General features: G+C 70.9%; 12 protein-coding genes. 7 read left to right on the top strand and 5 right to left on the bottom strand.

The features are described 5' to 3' along the window. Positions 1 to 80: 80 nt before the first annotated feature. Positions 81 to 944 carry a LysR substrate-binding domain-containing protein gene (locus ACIPSE_RS22625; protein WP_401664974.1) on the top strand — a complete coding sequence of 288 codons (864 nt, stop codon included), beginning with the start codon at positions 81 to 83 and terminating at the stop codon, positions 942 to 944. An 11-nt stretch (positions 945 to 955) separates the two neighbouring features. Here ACIPSE_RS22625 and ACIPSE_RS22620 read toward each other — a convergent pair whose 3' ends face one another. Beyond that, on the bottom strand, positions 956 to 1,939 hold the full coding sequence (locus tag ACIPSE_RS22620) for an Lrp/AsnC family transcriptional regulator (protein ID WP_401664973.1): 984 nt from the start codon (positions 1,937 to 1,939) through the stop codon (positions 956 to 958). 124 nt (positions 1,940 to 2,063) lie between these two features. Between ACIPSE_RS22620 and ACIPSE_RS22615 the strand changes: the two genes are divergently transcribed. From ACIPSE_RS22615 to ACIPSE_RS22605, 3 genes are all read left to right on the top strand, one after another. Further along, a complete protein-coding gene (locus ACIPSE_RS22615; protein WP_401664972.1) occupies positions 2,064 to 3,566 on the top strand; it encodes an MFS transporter in 1,503 nt (500 codons plus the stop codon). Between the two features lie 251 nt (positions 3,567 to 3,817). After that, complete coding sequence (locus ACIPSE_RS22610) at positions 3,818 to 5,644, top strand: AMP-dependent synthetase/ligase (RefSeq protein WP_401664970.1); 1,827 nt, start codon at positions 3,818 to 3,820, stop codon at positions 5,642 to 5,644. Between the two features lie 101 nt (positions 5,645 to 5,745). Continuing rightward, the gene (locus tag ACIPSE_RS22605; protein WP_401664969.1) at positions 5,746 to 6,582 is read left to right on the top strand and encodes an aldo/keto reductase; all 837 of its coding nucleotides are present in this window, start codon (positions 5,746 to 5,748) and stop codon (positions 6,580 to 6,582) included. A gap of 72 nt (positions 6,583 to 6,654) precedes the next feature. On the opposite strand, the gene ACIPSE_RS22600 is transcribed toward ACIPSE_RS22605, so the two are convergent. Beyond that, entirely contained in the window at positions 6,655 to 7,356 is a 702-nt protein-coding gene (locus tag ACIPSE_RS22600; RefSeq protein WP_401664968.1) for an SDR family oxidoreductase, read from the bottom strand. 75 nt (positions 7,357 to 7,431) lie between these two features. After that, positions 7,432 to 8,337 carry a class I SAM-dependent methyltransferase gene (locus ACIPSE_RS22595; RefSeq protein ID WP_401664967.1) on the bottom strand — a complete coding sequence of 302 codons (906 nt, stop codon included), beginning with the start codon at positions 8,335 to 8,337 and terminating at the stop codon, positions 7,432 to 7,434. A gap of 125 nt (positions 8,338 to 8,462) precedes the next feature. On the opposite strand from ACIPSE_RS22595, the gene ACIPSE_RS22590 reads away from it, so the two are divergent. Beyond that, positions 8,463 to 9,263 carry a phytanoyl-CoA dioxygenase family protein gene (locus ACIPSE_RS22590; RefSeq protein WP_401664966.1) on the top strand — a complete coding sequence of 267 codons (801 nt, stop codon included), beginning with the start codon at positions 8,463 to 8,465 and terminating at the stop codon, positions 9,261 to 9,263. Here ACIPSE_RS22590 and ACIPSE_RS22585 read toward each other — a convergent pair. Together ACIPSE_RS22585 and ACIPSE_RS22580 are read right to left on the bottom strand one after the other, a co-directional pair. Beyond that, positions 9,260 to 10,978: a glycoside hydrolase family 6 protein gene (locus ACIPSE_RS22585; protein ID WP_401664964.1), complete on the bottom strand. Its 1,719-nt coding sequence runs from the start codon at positions 10,976 to 10,978 to the stop codon at positions 9,260 to 9,262. The two genes, ACIPSE_RS22590 and ACIPSE_RS22585, sit on opposite strands and share 4 nt — an antisense overlap. Before the next feature lie 71 nt (positions 10,979 to 11,049). Beyond that, a complete protein-coding gene (locus ACIPSE_RS22580) occupies positions 11,050 to 12,552 on the bottom strand; it encodes a cellulase family glycosylhydrolase (protein WP_401664962.1) in 1,503 nt (500 codons plus the stop codon). Between the two features lie 252 nt (positions 12,553 to 12,804). On the opposite strand from ACIPSE_RS22580, the gene ACIPSE_RS22575 reads away from it, so the two are divergent. Together ACIPSE_RS22575 and ACIPSE_RS22570 are read left to right on the top strand one after the other, a co-directional pair. Next, on the top strand, positions 12,805 to 15,723 hold the full coding sequence (locus tag ACIPSE_RS22575) for a glycoside hydrolase family 48 protein (RefSeq protein ID WP_401664961.1): 2,919 nt from the start codon (positions 12,805 to 12,807) through the stop codon (positions 15,721 to 15,723). Positions 15,724 to 15,931: 208 nt separating this feature from the next. Next, on the top strand, positions 15,932 to 18,589 hold the full coding sequence (locus tag ACIPSE_RS22570) for a cellulose binding domain-containing protein (protein WP_401664959.1): 2,658 nt from the start codon (positions 15,932 to 15,934) through the stop codon (positions 18,587 to 18,589). The last annotated feature ends 31 nt before the right edge of the window (positions 18,590 to 18,620 follow it).

Genomic DNA, 18,620 nt, shown 5'->3' with positions numbered 1-18,620 from the left:
CCTTCGCGCCTTGATCGGGAATCCGGTATACCGCACTGACTGTCATCACGTTCCGCGATGACCACGCTAGGCTGTACGGCATGTACGACCCGTCCCACCTGCGTACCTTCCTCGCGGTGGCCCAAACGCTGAGCTTCACGCAGGCCGCGCGGCGGCTCGGGCTGCGCCAGTCGACGGTCAGCCAGCACGTGCGGCGGCTGGAGGACGCGGCCGGGCGGCAGCTGTTCACCCGGGACACGCACTCGGTGGAGCTCACCGAGGACGGCGAGGCGATGCTCGGGTTCGCGCGCCGCATCCTGGAGGTGCACGAGCAGGCGTCGGCGTTCTTCACGGGCACCCGGGTGCGGGGCCGGCTGCGGTTCGGGGCGTCGGAGGACTTCGTGCTGACCCGGCTGCCGGAGATCCTGGAGGGCTTCCGCCGCGACCATCCCGAGGTCGATCTGGAGCTGACCGTCGAGCTGTCGGGCACCCTGCACGAGCAGCTGGCCGCCGGGAAGCTCGACCTGGTGCTCGCCAAGCGGCGGCCCGAGGACCCGCGCGGCGAGCTGGTCTGGCACGACCGGCTGGTGTGGATCGGCGCGGACCGTCTGCGTCTGGACGCCGAACGGCCCGTCCCGCTGATCGTCTATCCCCCGCCGGGCATCACCCGTGCCCTCGCCCTGGAGGCGCTGGAGCGGCAGGGCCGTGAGTGGCGGGTGGTGTGCACCAGCGGCAGTCTCAACGGCCTGGTCGCGGCGGCCCGGGCCGGGCTCGGGGTGATGGCGCACTCGCAGGGCCTGATCCCCCCGGGCCTGGTGCGCGTGCCCGACCGCGCCGGCCTGCCGGAACTGGGCCGCGTCGACTTCGTCCTCGTCCACGGGCTGCGCCGCACCGCCGCCCAGGAGGCCGCGGACGCGCTCGCGTCGGCGATCCTGGCGGGCGGCGACCGTCTGCACCTGCGCTGACCGGCGTCCGGTCAGCGCGGCGGCCTCGGGTACGTCAGTTGCTTCACATGGCGGGTGAACGGTGAGGTCTCCACGTGCTGGACGCCCTCCAGGCGGGCCAGCGGGCCGCTGAGGTAGGCGTAGAGATGGGCGCTGCCGCGGACCACGGCGGTCGCCATCAGGTTGGAGGGGCCGGCGGTGGCGGCGGCGTGGGCGATCTCGTCGTGCGCGGCGAGCGCCTCGCCGACGGCGGTCATGGCGGCCGGGGTCGTGGTGATCCACAGGGCGGCCGACATCGGGAACCCGAAGACCCCGCAGTCGTACTCGACGTCGATGTAGAGGGCGCCGGAGGCCAGCAGGACGGCGAGGCGGCGCTTGACGGCGGACTCGGATCTGCCGGTGGCCCGCTGGAGCTCGGGGAAGGTCGCGCGTCCGTCGCGTTCGAGGACGGCGAGCAGGGCCTCGTCCTCGGGGTCGACGCGGGCGGGACCGACCGGGCCGGGGGGCGGCTCGGGGCGCAGGCGGTCGGCCTCGGCGGGGTCGAGCGTGCGGAACTTGCCGAGCCAGCCGCTCGGGCCGCCGTAGAAGCGGTGCAGCATCTGGTGGGCGCGGATCTCCAGGACGCGCGGGGTGCGCGGGAGCTTGCCGAGGAGCAGGTCGTCGCGGTCGCCGGGGCTGCGCGGCCGGGTGCCGAAGACGATCTCGGTGCCGCCCGAGGCGAGCCCGATCCAGTTGGTGTCGGGCCGCTTGGCGAGCGCCTCGGCGACGGCCTGGGCGCTGTCGGGGACGCAGCGCAGCCGCAGCGTCCACTGGTCCTGGCCGAGCGCCTCGGCGTCGCGCACCCCGACCACGCGCAGCCCGGCCCCGGCGCACAGCCGCCGGTAGCGGCGGGCCACGGTCTGGTCGGAGACGCCGAGCACGGCGCCGATGCGGCTGAAGGAGGCCCGGCCGTTGACCTCCAGGGCGCCCAGCAGGCGTACGTCGAGCTCGTCGAAGGTGTCGGATCTCAGCTCCATGGCTCCCGCCGATGTCGGATTCGGTCGCTCCCCCACCCGTTACCGCCGTGATCGGCCGGGCTCCGTCCATCGTACGGAGACAGACGGGGGCCTACGCGTCCCGTGGACGAGGAGTTGAGGACACATGCGTACATGGGGGCCGCTGACCGCGGTGTGCCTGGGCACGTTCATGTTGCTGCTGGACGTGACGATCGCGATCGTCGCGCTGCCCGACATGGCGAGGTCGCTGGACGCGTCGCTGAGCGATCTGCAATGGGTGATGGACGGGTACGCGCTGGCGCTGGCGGCGCTGCTGCTGGGGATCGGGGCCGCGGCCGACGTGCTCGGGCACCGGCGGGTCCATGTGGCCGGGGTGGTGCTGTTCGCCGGGGCGTCGCTGCTGTGCGGGCTGGCCTCCGGGCCGCAGACGCTGATCGCGGCGCGCGGGGTGCAGGGCGTGGGCGCGGCGGCGATGTTCGCGACGACGCTGCCGCTGCTGGGCTCCGTCTACCAGGGGCGGCGCCGGTCGGCGGCGCTCGGCGTGTGGGGCGCGGTGAGCGGCGCGGCGGCGGCGGTGGGACCGATCCTGGGCGGGCTGCTGACCGACGGGCCCGGCTGGCGGTGGATCTTCTACGTCAACCTGCCGGTCAGCGTGGTCGCGGTGTGGCTGACCCTGAAGGTGGTCCCGGAGTCCCGCGGCAGGAGCGGGCGCCGCGTCGACTGGGCGGGGACGGTGACGTTCGCGGCTGCCGCGGGCGGGCTGACGTACGGGGCGGTGCGCGCCGGGTCGCACGGCTGGGGTGCGGCCGGGACGCTGGTGTCGTTCGGCCTCGCAGTGCTGGCTCTGGTGGCGTTCGTCGTGGTGGAGCGGCGCTCCGCGGATCCGCTGATCGATGTCCGGCTGTTCCTCAGGCCCGCGTTCTCCGGGGTGATGGCGGGCGCGTTCGCGTTCAACGCGGCGGCGTTCGGGGTGATGGTCTACACGTCGATCTGGCTCCAGACGGTGCTGGGCATGAGTCCGGTGCGCGGCGGCCTGGTGCTGCTGTGGATGTCGGCGGCGGCGTTCGTGGTGGCCGCGGCGGGCGGCCGGCTGCTGCACGGGGTGCCGGCCCGGATCACGGTCGGCGGCGGTCTGGTGCTGATCGGCGTGGGCCAGTTCTGCATGGCGACCCTGGACGCGTCCTCAGCCTCGGGCGCGCTGGTGCCGGGGCTGGTGCTGGTGGGGGTCGGCACGGGGCTGGTGTCGCCCGGTCTCGCGGGCGCGGCGCTGGCGACGGTGGAGCCGCGGCGCGCGGGCATGGCGGGCGGCGCGGTCAACACCTTCCGCCAGTTCGGGTACGCGCTCGGCATCGCCTTCTTCGGCACGGTGCTGACGTCCCGGATGACCGGCTCCCTCCCGCACGACGCGGCGCACACCCTGGCGGGCGGCGGTGCGGGGGCGCTGCGCGGCACGTTCTCCGAGCAGGTCCTGCGGGGCGCGTTCGCCTCGGGCCTGAACACCGCGGCGGTGGCGGCCGGTGTGCTGGGGGTCGTCGGCGGTCTGCTGGTCTTCGCGCTGGTCCGTCCGTCGGAGGCGGCCGGGGCCCCGGTGACGGAATCGGTGCCCCGTGCGCTGGAGGAGGAGAAGACGGCAGCCCGGCGGAACTGATCGTTCCGCCGTCGCCGCCGCGGGGAGCGGGTCGTACAGATTCGGTGGAGATTACGCGCCCGAAACTTACGGCAGCGTCGGTTTTCTGTCCGACCCTTCCCCATGTGAGCGCATTTTCCGGCGCTGACCAGGCCGGACCCGAACATGGCGCGTTTTCGCGCCCCCTCCCGCCCCGTCTTCCGGTGGGGTAGCTTTCACGGCGCTGTGCGGAGCGTCACCAGGAGCGGGGACCAAGGAGCGGGGAGCGGGGTTTGCGCGAGTTCACCAACCCTCCGTTGGCGTTGGCACCCCCGGTGGGCGGATTGGCCGACGTGGTCTTCCAGCATGCCCAGGAGGACCCGCACCACGTGGCGCTCGGGCGCAAGGACGAGCAGGGCGCCTGGCGTGACGTGACCGCCGCCGAGTTCCGCGACGAGGTGCTCGCCCTCGCCAAGGGCCTGCTCGCGCGCGGCATCCGGTTCGGGGACCGGGTCGCCATCGCCTCCCGCACCCGCTACGAGTGGACGCTGTTCGACTTCGCCCTGTGGACGATCGGCGCGCAGGTCGTCCCGGTCTACCCGACCTCCTCCGCCGAGCAGTTCTTCTGGATGCTCTACGACTCCGAGTGCAGCGCGGCGATCGTGGAGCACGAGGACCACGCGATGACGATCGCCACCGTCATCGACCGGCTCCCGCAGCTGCGCGACCTGTGGCAGCTGGACGCGGGCTGCGTCCAGGAGCTGTACGACGCGGGAGCCCACCTCGACGACGACATCGTCCACCGGCACCGCGAGGCCGTCACCCCCGACTCCGTCGCCACGGTCATCTACACCTCGGGCACCACGGGCCGCCCCAAGGGCTGTGTCATCTCGCACGGCAACTTCATGCACGAGGCGGACACGGTCATCGACCGCTGGGAGCCGGTGTTCCACTCCAAGAAGGGCGACGAGGCGGCGACCCTGCTGTTCCTGCCGCTCGCGCATGTCTTCGGGCGGATGGTGCAGGTCGCGGCGATCCGCGGCAAGGTCCGCTTCGGCCATCAGCCGGTGATGCAGGCGGCGGCCCTGCTGCCCGACCTCGCCGCCTTCCGGCCGACGTTCTTCCTCGGTGTGCCGTACATCTTCGAGAAGGTGTTCCGCGCCTCGCGCCGCAAGGCCGAGAAGGAGGGCAAGTCCGGCCCGTTCGAGAAGGCCGTCGACGTCGCGGTGAAGTACGCCGAGGCGGCGGAGGCCAGGGCCTGGGGCATCGGACCGGGCCCCTCGGCGGGTCTGCGCATGCAGCACCAGCTCTTCGACAAGCTCGTCTACGCCAAGATGCGCGCGGCGATGGGCGGGCGCATCCGGCACGCCATGACCGGCGGCTCGGCCATGGACCGCAGGCTCGGCCTGTTCTTCGCGGGCGCCGGCATCCACATCTACGAGGGGTACGGCCTCACCGAGTCGACGGCCGCCGCCACCGCCAACCCGCCCGAGCGCACCCGCTACGGCACGGTCGGACAGCCCATCCCCGGCATGACCGTGCACATCGCGGACGACGGCGAGATCTGGCTGAACGGCCCCAACGTGTTCCAGGGCTACCTCAACAACAAGAAGGCCACCGACCAGACCCTGCACGACGGCTGGCTCGCCACCGGTGACCTCGGCTCCCTCGACGAGGACGGCTACCTCACCATCACCGGCCGCAAGAAGGAGATCCTCGTGACCTCCGGCGGCAAGAGCGTGGCCCCCGGACAGCTGGAGGAACGCGTCCGGGACCATCCGCTGGTCTCGCAGTGCATCGTCGTCGGCAACGACCGCCCCTACGTCGCCGCCCTGGTCACCCTCGACCAGGAGGCCGTCGAGCACTGGCTGGCCATGCGCGGCAAGCCGGAGCTCAGTTCGGTCGAGCTGGTGCGGGACGCCGATCTGGAGACGGAGGTGCGGCGGGCGGTCGTCGCCGCCAACACGCTGGTCTCGCAGGCCGAGTCGATCCGTACGTTCCGGATACTGGCCCAGCCGTTCACCGAGGAGCACGGGCTGCTCACCCCGTCGCTGAAGCTCAAGCGCAAGGCGATCGAGAACGCCTACGCGAACGAGGTCGAGGCCCTCTACCGGTCGTGAAGCGGTTTCCGGGCGGATTCCCGGGTCTGGAATGCATCGCGCCCCGTGATCGTTGACGATGGGGAGTACCCACAGACGACAACCGTAAGGATCACGAGCTCGTGAGCAGCAAGGTCCCCCCGATCATCCTGAACAACGGCGTCGAGATGCCCCAGCTGGGCTTCGGCGTGTGGCAGGTGCCGGACGACGAGGCCGAGCGGGCGGTCGCCACCGCCCTGGAGGCCGGGTACCGCAGCATCGACACAGCGGCGATCTACGGCAACGAAGAAGGCACCGGCCGGGCGATCTCCGCCTCCGGTGTCCCCCGTGAGGACATCTTCCTCACCACCAAGCTCTGGAACAGCGACCAGGGGTACGACTCCACCCTGCGCGCGTTCGACACCTCCCTGGCCAAGCTCGGCACGGACTACGTGGACCTGTACCTCATCCACTGGCCGACGCCGTCGCGCGACCTGTACGTCGACACGTACAAGGCGTTCGAGAAGCTGTACGCGGACGGCCGGATCAAGGCGATCGGTGTCTCCAACTTCGAAGTGGCGCATCTGGAGCGGCTGATCGCCGAGACGTCCGTCATCCCGGCCGTCGACCAGATCGAGCTGCACCCGCATCTCCAGCAGAAGGCGGCCCGCGAGTTCCACGCGGAGCAGGGCATCGCCACGGAGGCCTGGTCCCCGCTGGGCTCGGGCAAGGGCCTCCTGGAGGTCCCGGCCATCGTCGCCGTCGCACAGAAGCACGGCCGCACCCCGGCGCAGGTCGTGCTCCGCTGGCACCTCCAGCTCGGCAACGTCGTGATCCCCAAGTCCGTGACCCCGTCCCGGATCAAGGAGAACATCGAGGTCTTCGACTTCTCCCTCGACGACGAGGACCTCGCCGCGATCAGCGCCCTGGGCGAGGACCGCCGCCTGGGCCCCGACCCGGAGACGTTCGACGCGGCCTGACAGCAGGCGCCTCGACGGGCCCGGACGGAGATCCCTCCGTCCGGGCCCTGTCGTTCCGCCGCCGCGCCGGGGTCAGTTGGGCTGTCCGACGGGACGGACGACGACGGTGTTGACGTCCACGCCCTCCGGCTGGCGGACGGCCCACACGACGGAGTCGGCGAGCTGGTCCGCGGTGAGGAGCCGGCCGGGCGGCAGGCTGCCGTAGCCGTCCCAGAACGAGGTCTCCACACGGCCCGGGGCGACGAGGGTGACGCCGATCCCCCACTCGGTGACCTGGCGCCGGGTGTTCTCGGCGAGCCCCGTCACCGCCCACTTGGTGGCGCCGTAGATGTTGCCCGGCGTCGGCACGAACCCGGCGACGCTGCCGATGAGCACGATCCGGCCCCGGGTCTCCTTGAGGGCGTCCACCGAGGCGCGGACGAGCAGCGCCGGGCCGAGGACGTTGGTGAGGACCATCTCGGTCCACCCGGCCGGGTCGCCGTCGGCGACCGAGTCGTGGGTGGCGGTGCCCGCGTTGGCGACGACCGTGTCGAGACGGCCGAACTCCTTGAGCGTGCGGTCGACCGCCGCCCGCACGTCGCCGTAGTCGGCCGCGTCGCCGGTCATCGTCAACAGCCCTTGCGAGTTGCCCAGTTCGTCGGCGAAGCCGCGCAGCCGTTCCTCGCCGCGGCCGGTGACGGCGACGCGGTGCCCGGCGTCGAGCAGACGCCGCGCGACCGCCGCGCCGATACCGCTGCCGCCGCCCGTGATCAGTGCGACCGGAGACTCGGTCATGGTTCCCCCTGTGACTCGTCGTCGTGAGACCGGCGAGTACATCAGTTGGAGCCTTCTCGAAGTCAAGGCACGGCGTCAGACCGGGCGGGTCGCCGTGTGCACAGTGCGTGCCGTCAGCAGGAACACGTCCGGCCGGTGGTGCAGGCTCGCCTTGTCGTCGGGGTCCAGGAGCCGGTCGAGGGTCGCGAGGTCGTCGGCGCCGACCCGGTCGGCCAGGACCTCGCGCAGCCGGGTGTAGGTGCTGATCGCGTGGGCGCGGGCCCGGTCCGTGGTCGGGGCGGGCAGGTCGAGGAGGAAGGTGCGGCTGCCGGTGGGCCGCAGTCCGGCGGCGGTGAGCAGCGCCGGCCAGTCCTCGACGACGTCGACCGTGCCGGGCAGCCCGGCCCGCATCTCGCTGAACCAGTCCTCGTGGACGGCGTCGAGCCGGGCCTGGAGTCCCGGGCGGCCGATACCGATGTCGCGGGGCAGATAGCGGGTGGGCAGACCGCCCTCCAGCAGGGCGAGGGTGCCGCCGGGGGCGAGCCGGTCGGCGAACGCGGTGAGGGCGGCCTGCTGGTCGCCGAGGTGGTGCAGACTCCAGCTGGCCAGGACCAGATCGGCCGGGTAGTCCAACTCGTCCAGCACACCGGGCAGTTCACCGGCGAGCGTGCCGAAGCGGTCGGCCACGCCGAGCCGGCCCGCCCGCTCGCGCGCCAGCTCCAGCAGCGGTTCGGCCCCGTCCACGGCGACGACCCGGGCGCCCGGGAAGGCGTCGGCGAGCAGACAGGACAGCACCCCCGGCCCGCTGCCCACGTCGACGACGAGCCCCGGCTCGGTCTGCCGCTTCCCCAGCCAGGCCATCGCCTTCTCGTACAGCGGGGTGAACAGTTCGGCCTGCTGGACCAGGTGCGGGGCCATCTCGGCCCAGTCGAGGTCGCCGTGGTCGTGGTGGTGGCCCGGGTGACGGTCCTGGCCGTGCTCGTGGTGGTGATCGTGCGCCATGGTGGTCAGCCTCTCGTCCGGATGCGGCCAGCGTGCGCCGACGCACCGCCGGGAGGCCAGTTCTGTTGCCGGTGCGGCAAAAAACCAGGTGCGCTTCGGCAACCCGGCACCGCAGGATGACCGTCATGGACGACACGATGGCGGAGCGCTTCGCCGAGGACGGGTTCGTCAGGATCGAGGGCGCCTTCCCCCCGCGCGTCGCCGAGCACTGCGCGCGGCTGCTGTGGCGGGAGACGGGGTACGACCCGGCGGATCCGGCCACCTGGAAGGACCCGGTGGTGTGGGTGTCCGACATGGCACAGGGCCCGTTCGCCGCGGCGGTCAACACCCCGGTGCTGCATGAGGCGTTCGACCGGCTCGTCGGCCGGGACCGCTGGCATTCGCGCTACTCGCTGGGCAGCTTCCCGCTCCGTTTCCCGCACGCGGAGGAACCGGACGACGCGGGCTGGCACATCGAGGGCAGCTTCCTGCCGGAGGGCGCCACGGGGTACCGCACCAACGTGCGGTCCCGGGACCGCGCCCTGCTGATGCTGTTCCTGTTCAGCGAGGTGACCGAGGAGGACGCCCCGACCCGCGTCCGGGTCGGTTCGCATCTGGACGTGCCCGCCGTCCTCGCGCCGTACGGCGAGGCGGGCGCCGACTTCGCGGAGCTGGGCCCGAAGGTGGACGCGGCCTCCGCGCACCGCCCGCTCGCCCTGGCCACCGGCCGCCCCGGTGACGTCTATCTGTGCCACCCCTTCCTGGTGCACGCGGCCCAGCCGCACCACGGCACCCGCCCCCGCTTCATGGCCCAGCCGCCGCTGATGACGGCCGTGGACCATGAGCTGGAGCGGGCGGACGGGGCCTATTCGGTGATCGAGTCGACGATCCGCCGGGGCCTGGCCCTGGATCCGGGCCGGGCCCCGGCGGACGGGTCCGCCGGCTAGGACAGCGGCGGGTAGGCGTTCTGCATCAGCTGCTGGAACTGGGCGGAGAACCAGTGCCCGGACAGCGGGGCGTTCGCCAGGGCGCCGGACATGCTGTTGCCGTTGCGCGCGTTGCCCGTGTAGGTCGGGTCGCACATGCGGTCGAAGCCCTTGCCCTCGTCGTTGGCGATGGCGGTGCTCGACCCGTCGGACTCACCCGGCGGCTTCATCCACACGTACGCGTCGATGCCGGTCGCGGGGCTGGCCTGCGGACGCTCACCGAGACCGGCGCCGGACTGGTTGCACCAGTTGCCGACGTGGATGCGGCGGTCGTAGCGTCCGCCGTCGACGTAGGTGTCGACGGTGGTGGTCGCTCCCGGACCGGTGGGCCGGGCGGTGCCGCCCCAGCCGTTGCGGGAGGTGTCGATCAGCATGCCGATACCGGAGTTGAAGCCCGCCGTCACCAGCTGGTTCCGGAAGCCCTGCGCGTACGACAGCTCGTCGACGTAGCGGTTCCAGTCGACCCACTTGGACTGGCGGACCGAGGTGCCGTTGACGGTGTCGTTGATGGTGAAGTTGTTCTCCTTCAGGGCGCTGTAGTTGGCCGTGTTGGTGATGAATCCGTGGACGTCGGCGACGGTCGCGCCCTCCGCGTTCGCGGCCTGGTAGAAGAGCTGCGCGGACGGGGCGAAGTTGTCGTCCCAGCCGAGCCAGCCGTGGTGGCCGGCGTCGATGTAGTTGTAGACGTTGGGGATCGCGCCGAGCTTGTTCAGCGCGTAGCCGACGCCCTTCACGTAGTTGCCGTTGGCGAGCATGGTGTCGCAGGCCGCGGTGGCGGTGGCCCGGCTGCCGGTGTTGGTGACCAGGTTGGGCAGCGAGTCGATCTCGATGGTGGTGACGATCCGCAGGGAGGCGTACTTCGAGTCGGCGAGGATCGCCGCGATCGGGTCGATGAACTCGCTCTTGTAGCGGTCGATCTCCGTCGGGCCGAGTTCGCCGTTGGAGGCGAGGGCCGCGCAGTCACGTCCGGGCAGGTCGTAGACGACCAGCTGGACGACCTCCTCGCCGCTGCCCTTCTGGGTGAGCGCGGCGTCGAGGTGGTCGCGCAGGCCCATGCCGCTGCCCACGCCCTCGATGGCGGCGATGCGGTCGAGCCAGACACCGGTGGGCTGGCTGGAGATCCGGCTTCCCCCGGTCTCGGCGGCGGCCTTCGCGGACCACTCGGGGTTCACGTACACCTTGGCGCCGCTGTACGGGTTGTCGACCCGGTCGGTCGGATCGGTGGGGTCGGTCGGGTCCGTGGGGTCGGTGCCGCCGTCGTCGACGTTGCAGGTCACCCCGTCGAGCGTGAACGTGGTGGGGATCGCGTTGGTGCCGCTGTAGGAGGCGTTGAAGCCGAAGCTGACCGAACCGCCGGTCGCCAGCGTGCCGTTGTAGCTCTCGTTGGCGGCGGTGACGGCCGTGCCGCTCTGGGTAATCTTGGCGTTCCAGCCGTTGGTGACGGCCTGGTTTCCGGCGTAGGCCCACTTGACCGCCCAACTGCTCTTGGCGGCACTGTTGTTGGTGACGGTCACGGCGGCGGTGAAGCCGGTGCTCCACTGGCTCTGCACCTGGTAGTTCACGGTGCAGGGGATCGCGGCGATGCCGACGTCCGCGGGGACGTTGGCCAGTGCCGTCCCGGAGGCTCCGGCGACCAGCGCCAGGGCGGCGACGAGCGCAGTTCTCGTACGACTCATGAGTGCGGGTTTCCTTCTGGGTTGCGGGAGTTACGGATTACGGGCGGTGCGGGAGGTGCGGGTCCCGCGCCCTACGGGTTGACGGCCCGCAGGTGATCGCGCAGTCCGATGCCGAACGACGTGGGGGTCCCGTCGTAGGCGGAGATCAGGGACGGTCCCGAGGAGCAGTCCCAGGTGTTCCAGGTCCAGCCGAGGTAGGACAGGCCACGGTCGTCGAACCACTTCATGACCTGGTCGATGAACGTGTGACCGCAGGTGTTCTCACCGATCTCCCCGGCGACCAGCGGCACCTGGGCCGCGACGGGGGCGAGCGTGGAGTTCCAGCAGCTCTCGTTCGCGCAGGAGTTGAAGTTGTACACGTGCCAGGCGGCGGCGAGATTGTTCCTCGGGTCGCTCGGCTTGTACGTCAGCCACTGGCTGAGGTCGTTGGAGTAGGCCAGTCCGCCGGCCAGGATCAGGTTGCCGGCACCGGTGGCCCGGACGGCGTCGACGAGATCCTGCATACCGGCGACCTCGTAGCCGATGCCGGGGCAGGTCCCGCCGTCGCGCCAGCACTGCCACGCCTGGGTGGTCGTGGAGGTGGCACGGTCCGGGTAGGGCTCGTTGAACAGGTCGAGGACGACGGTCGGGTCGTCCTTGAAGGTGTTGGCCACCGACGTCCAGAAGGACGGGGTGTACTGCATGCCGGGCATCGGCTTCTGGCAGCTGGCGTGCACGTCGGAGCAGCCCGCCGAGTTGCCCGTGTACTGGCCGTAGGACCAGTGGAGTTCGACCAGCGGCGTCATGCCGTGGGCCTTCACACGGGCCACCAGGTCCTTGACCGCGGCGATGTAGTTCGCGCCGCCGTACTCGGACTTGATGTTGGACAGGCCGAGCCAGCACTCCTCGTTGAGCGGAATGCGGACCGTGTTCGCGTTCCAGTCGGCGATCGCCGCGATCGCGGCGTCGTCGACCGGACCGTCCCAGATGCCGTACCCCTGCACACACATGAACTCGCCGCCGGAGCGGTTGACGCCGAGCAGCCGCCGGGTGGCGCCGTCGGCGTCCACGAGCCTGTTCCCGGAGACCTTCAGGACGGGGGGTGTGCCGTCCCCGGTGTCCGGCGGGTCGGTCGGTGTGGGTGTCGGCGTGGGCGAGGGCTCCGCGTCGACGTTGCAGGGGGTGCCGTTGAGCGTGAACGCCGCCGGGACCGGGTTGCTCCCCGACCAGGAGGCGATGAAACCGGCGCTGACGCTCGCGCCGGTGGCCAGCGAGCCGTTGTAGCTCTCGTTGGCCGCGGTGACCGTCGTACCGGACTGGGACCACTTGGCGTTCCAGCCCTGGGTGACCTTCTGTCCGCCCGCGAAGTCGAAGCCGAGGCTCCAACCACTGACGGCGGCACTGTTGTTGGTGATCGTCACAGCGCCCTGGAAGCCGGTGTCCCACTGGCCGGTGACCGAGTACTCCACCGTGCACGCGGGCGTGGCTCCCGACGCCGTGACCACCGGTGCGACCGCGGTGCCCGACAGGGCGATCGCGGCGGCACCGGCCAGTAAAAGACCTGAACGAGTCCCTGAACGCGGGGGGTGTCGCATGAGCGACTCCTTGCAGACCGGGCGCGTCGTGGCGGACGCGTCGACTGATGGAACCGCTCCCACTGGTGCGACAGAAGCTAGCGCCAAGTGACGGCAAAGAACAGGGGAGTCGCTTGACTTTTCCTCAACACCGTTCGTCGAATCTTTTCGACTCTTCAAGCATCTTGACCGCTCCCACCCCCGTCCCCACTATGGGAGCGCTCCCACTGGTTCAAGCCTTGACTTCTCCGAGCCGCAAGGAGGAACCAGCACATGCTTCCCCGCACGAGACGCCGCCGGCCCGCCCGGCGTCTGTGGACCGCCGTCGTGGCAGCCCTCGCCCTCCCGTTCGCCATGCTCAGCGGCGGTTCGACGCCCGCCCAGGCGGCGGCACTCCAGTGCAGCGTCGACTACAAGACGAACGACTGGGGTTCCGGATTCACCGCGGAGCTGACGCTCACCAACCGCGGCACGGACGCCATCAGCGGCTGGACCCTGACGTACGCCTACACCGGCAACCAGAAGCTGACCAACGGCTGGAACGGCATCTGGTCCCAGTCCGGCACGGCCGTCACGGTGAACAACGCCTCCTACAACGGGACGATCGCGGCCGGCGCCGCCGTCTCCACGGGCGCGCAGTTCACCTACAGCGGCACCAACACCGCCCCCACCTCCTTCGCGGTCAACGGGACCACCTGCACCGGCGCCCATCAGCCGCCGATCACGGTGCTGACCAGCCCGGCCGCGGGCGCCGTCTACACCCAGGGCGACGCCGTCCCGTTCGCGGCCACCGCCGCCGCGGCCGACGGGGCGACGGTCAGCAAGGTGGAGTTCTACGACGACACCACGCTGCTGGGCACGGACACGACCTCCCCGTATTCACTTTCTGTCTCAAGTTTGACCGTGGGCAGTCATTCACTGCTCGCGAAGGCGTACGACAGCCTCGGCGCGTCGGGGTCCTCGACCCCGGTCGGCATCACGGTCGCCTCCGGCCCCTCGGTGGTCGCCTCGGCGACCCAGCTCGCGGTGCAGCAGGGCGAGTCGGGGACGTACACGGTGAAGCTGTCGACCCAGCCGTCGGCGAACGTCACGGTGACGACGGCGCGCGCGAGCGGCAACACCGGACTGTCCGTGTCGGGCGGCGCCTCGCTGACCTTCACCCCGTCGAACTGGAACACGGCCCAGACCGTGACCATCGCCGCCAACGCCTCCGGGACCGGCGCGGCGAGCTTCGAGTCGACGGCCACGGGGCACGCGAAGGCCGCGGTGACGGTGACACAGATCGCCGCCTCCGGTGAGTACGACGCCCGCTTCCTGGAGCTGTACGGGAAGATCACCAACCCGGCGAACGGCTACTTCTCCCCCGAGGGCATCCCGTACCACTCGGTGGAGACGCTGATCGTCGAGGCCCCGGACCACGGCCACGAGACCACGTCGGAGGCCTACAGCTACCTTCTCTGGCTGCAGGCCATGTACGGCAAGGTCACCGGGGACTGGTCCAAGTTCAACGGCGCCTGGGAGATCATGGAGAAGTACATGATCCCGACCCACGCCGACCAGCCGACGAACTCCTTCTACAACGCGTCCAAGCCGGCGACGTACGCCCCCGAGCTGGACACCCCGAACGAGTACCCGGCCAAGCTCGACGGCACGGTCTCCGTCGGTCCGGACCCGATCGCCGGTGAGCTGAAGAGCGCGTACGGCACGGACGACGTCTACGGCATGCACTGGCTCCAGGACGTCGACAACGTCTACGGCTACGGCAACTCGCCCGGCAAGTGCGAGGCCGGACCCGCCGACACGGGACCGTCGTACATCAACACCTTCCAGCGCGGCGCGCAGGAGTCGGTGTGGGAGACGGTGCCCCAGCCGACCTGCGACAACTTCACCTACGGCGGCACCAACGGCTACCTCGACCTGTTCACGGGCGACGCGTCGTACGCCAAGCAGTGGAAGTTCACCAACGCCCCGGACGCCGACGCGCGCGCCGTGCAGGCCGCGTACTGGGCGGACGTGTGGGCCAAGGAGCAGGGCAAGGGGAGCGACGTCTCCGCGACCGTCACCAAGGCCGCGAAGATGGGCGACTACCTGCGGTACGCGATGTACGACAAGTACTTCAAGAAGATCGGCAACTGCGTCGGGCCGTCGACCTGTGCGGCCGGCACCGGCAAGGACGCCTCGCACTACCTGCTCTCCTGGTACTACGCGTGGGGCGGCGCCACGGACACCAGCGCGGGCTGGGCCTGGCGCATCGGTTCCAGCCACACCCACGGCGGCTACCAGAACCCGCTCGCCGCGTACGCGCTCGCCTCGTACGCCGATCTGAAGCCCAAGTCCTCGACGGGCGCGGCGGACTGGAACACCTCGCTGACCCGGCAGCTGGAGTTCTACCGCTGGCTCCAGTCGAACGAGGGTGCCATCGCGGGCGGCGCGACCAACAGCTGGGCGGGCCGGTACGCGACCCCGCCGAGCGGCACGTCGACCTTCTACGGCATGTACTACGACCAGCAGCCCGTCTACCACGACCCGCCGTCCAACCAGTGGTTCGGCTTCCAGGCGTGGTCGATGGAGCGGGTGGCCGAGTACTACCAGCAGACGGGGAACGCGCAGGCCAAGACGGTCCTCGACAAGTGGGTCGACTGGGCGCTGTCCAAGACCACGGTCAACCCGGACGGCACCTATCTGATCCCCTCCACGCTCCAGTGGTCGGGCCAGCCCGACACCTGGAACGCGTCGAGCCCCGGCGCCAACGCCTCGCTCCACGTCACCGTCGCCGACTACACCAACGACGTCGGCGTGGCCGCCGCGTACGCCAAGACCCTGACGTACTACGCGGACCGCTCCGGTGACACCGAGGCGGCGACGACGGCGAAGGCGCTGCTCGACGGCATGTGGGACAACTACCAGGACAGCCTCGGCATCGCCGTCCCGGAGACCCGCACCGACTACAACCGCTTCGACGACGCGGTCTACGTCCCGTCCGGCTGGACCGGCGACATGCCGAACGGCGACCTCGTGAACGCGTCCTCGACCTTCGAGTCCATCCGGTCGTTCTACGAGGACGACCCGGCCTGGTCGAAGATCGAGGCCTATCTGGCCGGCGGCGCGGCACCGTCGTTCACGTACCACCGTTTCTGGGCCCAGGCGGACATCGCCCTGGCCATGGGTTCGTACGCGGAGCTTCTCGAATAGCCCCGCCAGGCGCACCGCCTGAGGAGTGCCGCGTACCAGGTCTCGCCACCGGACGGTGAGGCCGAACCGGCCGGGCGGCCCCCACCCGCACTGGGGGCCGCCCGGCACCTCTCGCACCAGACGGAAAGCGCTTACTAACCGGCCGTGCCCATCGGCCGGCCCCCGCACGTCCCCTCCCACCCCTTCCCCCTCCCGGAAAGGACTCCCCGTGCGAAGAACCCGCATCCTCACGGCCGTCCTCGCGCTGGCGGCCGGCCTGCTCGCGGGCACGCCGCCCGTGCTCGCCGCCGACAACGGTCAGGTGGCCGTCGCCGCGGACACGTACAGCTGGAGCAACGCCCGGATCGACGGCGGCGGTTTCGTCCCCGGCATCGTCTTCAACAGGTCCGAGAAGAACCTCGCCTACGCGCGCACCGACATCGGCGGCGCCTACCGCTGGCAGGAGTCGAGCAAGACCTGGACACCGCTGCTGGACTCGGTCGGCTGGGACGACTGGGGGCACACCGGGGTGGTGAGCCTCGCCTCCGACTCGGTGGCCCCGGACAAGGTGTACGCGGCGGTCGGCACGTACACGAACAGCTGGGACCCGAAGAACGGTGCCGTCCTGCGCTCCTCGGACCGGGGCGCGAGCTGGCAGAAGGCGGACCTGCCGTTCAAGCTGGGCGGCAACATGCCGGGCCGCGGCATGGGCGAGCGGCTCGCGGTCGACCCGAACCGCAACAGCGTGCTCTACCTGGGCGCGCCCAGCGGCAAGGGCCTGTGGCGGTCGACGGACTCGGGGGCGACCTGGTCGCAGGTCACGAACTTCCCCAACGCCGGCAACTACGTCCAGGACGCGAGCGACACCTCGGGCTACGCGAACGACAACCAGGGCATCGTCTGGGTCACCTTCGACCCCTCGACCGGCAGCTCCGGCAGCACCACGCAGACCCTGTACGTCGGGGTCGCCGACCTCCAGAACTCGGTGTACCGCTCGACGGACGGCGGCGCGACCTGGTCACGCCTGGCCGGGCAGCCGACGGGATACCTCGCCCACAAGGGCGTCCTGGACACGGTGAACGGCTATCTGTACCTCGCGTACAGCGACAAGGGCGGGCCCTACGACGGCGGCAAGGGCCAGCTGTGGCGGTACGCGACGGCGACGGGCACCTGGACGAACATCAGCCCGGTCGCGGAGGCCGACACCTACTACGGCTTCAGCGGACTGACCGTGGACCGGCAGCATCCCGGCACGCTCATGGCGACCGGGTACAGCTCCTGGTGGCCGGACACCCAGATCTTCCGCTCGACCGACAGCGGCGCGACCTGGACTCGGGCGTGGGACTACACGTCGTACCCCAACCGCTCGAACCGCTACACCATGGACGTCTCGTCCTCGCCCTGGCTGACCTGGGGCGCCAATCCGTCGCCGCCCGAACAGACCCCGAAACTGGGGTGGATGACGGAGTCCCTGGAGATCGACCCGTTCAACTCGAACCGGATGATGTACGGGACGGGCGCGACGGTCTACGGCACGGAGAACCTCACCAACTGGGACTCCGGGAGCCAGTTCACCATCAAGCCGATGGTGCAGGGCCTGGAGGAGACCGCGGTCAACGACCTCGCCGCTCCCCCGTCGGGCGGCGCCCAGCTGCTCAGCGCCCTCGGTGACGTGGGCGGCTTCCGGCACACGGACCTGACCAAGGTCCCCTCGATGATGTACACCCAGCCGAACTTCACCTCCACCACGAGCCTCGACTACGCCGAGACCAACCCGAACACGGTCGTCCGCGTCGGCAATCTCGACTCCGGTCCGCACGTGGCGTTCTCGACGGACAACGGCGCCAACTGGTTCGCGGGCACCGACCCTTCGGGCGTCAGCGGCGGCGGCACGGTCGCGGCGGCCTCGGACGGCAGCCGGTTCGTGTGGAGCCCCGGCGGCACGGGCGTGCAGTACACGACCGGCTTCGGTACGTCCTGGTCGGCGTCCTCCGGCATCCCGGCGGGCGCGGTCGTGGAGTCCGACCGGGTCGACCCGAAGACCTTCTACGGCTTCAAGTCCGGCAAGTTCTACGTCAGTTCCGACGGCGGCGCCACGTTCACCGCGTCGGCGGCGACCGGCCTGCCGAGCGGCGACAGCGTCCGCTTCAAGGCGCTGCCCGGTGTGAAGGGCGACGTGTGGCTGGCCGGCGGGGCGACCGACGGCGCGTACGGCCTGTGGCACTCGACGGACGGCGGGGCGACGTTCGGCAAGCTCTCGGGCGTCGAGCAGGCCGACACCGTGGGCTTCGGGAAGGCGGCCACCGGCGCCTCCTACCAGACCCTCTTCGTCAGCGCGAGGATCGGCGGCGTCCGCGGCATCTTCCGCTCCACGGACCAGGGCGCGACCTGGACCCGGATCAACGACGACGCCCACCAGTGGGGTTGGACCGGCGCGGCCATCACCGGCGACCCGCGCGTCTACGGCCGGGTCTACGTCTCCACCAACGGCCGCGGCGTGATCTACGGCGACACCTCCGACACCGGCGGGGGCGGCGGGGGCGGTGGCACCGACCCGACGCCGACCAGGGCCTGCGCGGTGGCGTACACGATCACCAACCAGTGGCAGGGCGGCTTCCAGGCCGACGTACAGCTCAGCAACACGGGATCGGCCGCCTGGAGCGGCTGGTCGCTCGGCTGGTCGTTCCCGGGCGGCCAGACGATCGGGCAGCTGTGGAACGCCGAGTACACCCAGTCCGGAGCGGCGGTCACCGCGAAGAACGTCGGCTGGAACGCCACCGTGGCGGCGGGCTCCTCGGTGAGCTTCGGCTTCACGGGCACCTGGACGGGGACGAACGCGGAACCGACGTCGTTCAAGCTGGGTGATCAGACCTGCGCGGTGAGCTGACGGAACGAAGGAGGCCCCGCCCGGGACGTCC

The sequence above is a fragment of the Streptomyces sp. NPDC090106 genome (assembly GCF_044747265.1).
Classification (GTDB): domain Bacteria; phylum Actinomycetota; class Actinomycetes; order Streptomycetales; family Streptomycetaceae; genus Streptomyces.
This window is presented reverse-complemented; position numbering and strand designations above follow the sequence as displayed.